This is a genomic window from Neptuniibacter pectenicola (assembly GCF_001597735.1).
In the GTDB taxonomy this organism is placed as follows: domain Bacteria; phylum Pseudomonadota; class Gammaproteobacteria; order Pseudomonadales; family Balneatricaceae; genus Neptuniibacter; species Neptuniibacter pectenicola.
In genome coordinates, this window is the sequence record NZ_LUTS01000030.1 from 1 (window position 1) to 2,252 (window position 2,252).

At 46.5% G+C, this 2,252-nt stretch carries 1 protein-coding gene and 1 tRNA gene; one reads left to right on the plus strand and one right to left on the minus strand.

The genetic code is table 11. From position 1 onward, the window contains the following. Nucleotides 1–76, minus strand: a tRNA-Asn gene (locus A3773_RS16655). 320 nt (nucleotides 77–396) lie between these two features. Between A3773_RS16655 and A3773_RS16660 the strand changes: the two genes are divergently transcribed. Beyond that, on the plus strand, nucleotides 397–2,252 hold a 1,856-nt coding region (locus A3773_RS16660), incomplete at its 3' end, for a retention module-containing protein (protein ID WP_156473561.1).

Below are 2,252 nucleotides of genomic sequence, written 5' to 3' on the forward strand. Positions count from 1 at the left end.
TGGCTCCCTGAGCTGGACTCGAACCAGCGACCAATAGATTAACAGTCTACTGCTCTACCAACTGAGCTATCAGGGATCTGTACCTCGAAAGTGCGGCGTATCTTAATGACGCAGGGGCAAACCGTCAAGCGATTTTTGCCAATTTTTTAAAAGATTATCCATGTTGGTTGATACTTAAACAGCAGTTGTTGGGATTGGTTATTTGTTGCTCAGACGGGGGCTGGTGTTGTGTTTTTTTGTTCGATCACTCAGCGGATGCTTTTTCTCTATCTATATAAAAAATATATAAAAATCCTCCACAAAAGTAGATACCTGTACCTCGGTACAATAGTTTTTGGTGTCTGTAATCACTATAAAGGTGTAATCACCCAAAGTTTTTAAAGGATTTTATTAGATATGAGTGTTATCGGTACAGTTTCACACTTGATTGGTCGCGCAGTAGCCATTAAATCTGACGGTACAGAACGTATCTTAGCCTTAGGCGATCAGGTCTATGCTGATGAGATGGTTCGTGTCGCGCCTGATGCCTCAATAGAAATCGCTATGGATAGTGGTGATCTAGTCAAACTTGATGGTGGCCAAAACTGGTTAGCAAGCAGTGAAACCTACTTAGAATCTGATAGCTTTGATACCAGTGAAGCGGCAGCTGATGCCGAATCTATTCAAGCAGCAATCTTGGCGGGTGCCGATCCGACCGATGTTGCAGAAGAAACTGCTGCGGGTGGCGAGCAGGCTGTAACAGGTAATGAAGGTTCCACTACCGTTAATATCCAGCGTACAGCGGAAGAGGTTGATCCAAGTGCTGGTTATGAAACAACAGGTTTTGGGCAGGGTGATACTGAACAACCTATATATGACGGCGATGAGATCGTTTTGGTTCAGCCAGTAATTAGTATCAGTGGTCCGAGTACAGTGGTTGAGGGTGAAATCGCTACGTACACGATTAGGGTCAGCCAGCCTGTACTAACCGATATGACAATTAGTGTTGTGACAGGGCATGTAACTACAGATGATGGCGATCTGGTTCCTGTAAGCATGGACGTGACCATTCCAGCAGGTCAGAGCTCTGTTTCTTTCGACGTTCAAACAAATGATGATTATTTTGCAGATAGTGGCGAGCAGTACAGCGTGTTTTTTGACACGATTGTGGGCGGCGGCTATGAAAATATAGCACTTGATGGCAGTTCTGTTACAACAACAATCCTGGATCAAGTGGGCAGTGATAACCCTCCAGGGGATGAAGATACAGTCGTTCTTAATGTTGAAGGGCCTGATAGGGTTGTTGAAGGTGAGGTAGCAACATATACGGTTACGGTAAGTAATCCACCATTAACAGATCTTGTTATTAGTGTTGTGACTGGCCACATTACAACAGAAGACGGCGATTTCGTTCCTGTTCGTTCAGATGTGACGATTGCCGCAGGTACTGTTTCAACAACATTTGATGTTGTAACGACCGATGATTCATATGCAGATAATGGCGAACAGTTTAGTGTGAGCATCACCGGAAGCACGGGTGGTGGTTATGAAAATCTGGTGGTTGGTGGCGGAAGTGTTACCACTACAATTGAGGATCAAGTAGGTTCTGATAACCCGCCAGGTGACGAAGATACTGCGACCGTTTCACTTGCCGGTCCATCTAGCGTTATCGAGGGTGAGACAACCACACCTTACACGGTTACTGTTGATCAACCCGCAGTCAGCGTTACTACGCCGATTACCGTGACATTCACTTACAGTGGTGTTGCGAAAGATGGCGAAGATTTTACCGGGCAGGCCTCAGTTGAGATTCCAGCAGGTAGCAACACTAAGACCTTCACTATTGCGACCTTAGATGATGTGTTGGCGGAAGGGGTGGAGAATTTCACCGTTACGATCGATAGCATCACGGATACAAACTTTGAACATATTGTTGTGGATGCGAGCAACGGCAGTGTTGAAACGCAGATCACTGATGATACTGATCCGAATACCACTGAGCCGACCACTGAAACAGCGACGGTTTCACTAACGGGTCCAGCAACCGTGGTTGAAGGCGAGACCACAGCACCCTATACCATCAGCGTTGACCAGCCAGCAGCTGATGTTACGGCACCGATTACGGTGACATTCACATACAGTGGTGTTGCGAAGGATGGCGAAGACTTTACCGGCCAAGGCACTATTGATATCCCCGCGGGTAGCAACAGCAACACCTTCACGATCGCAACCTTAGATGATGTGTTGGCGGAAGGGGTTGAGAGCTTCACTGT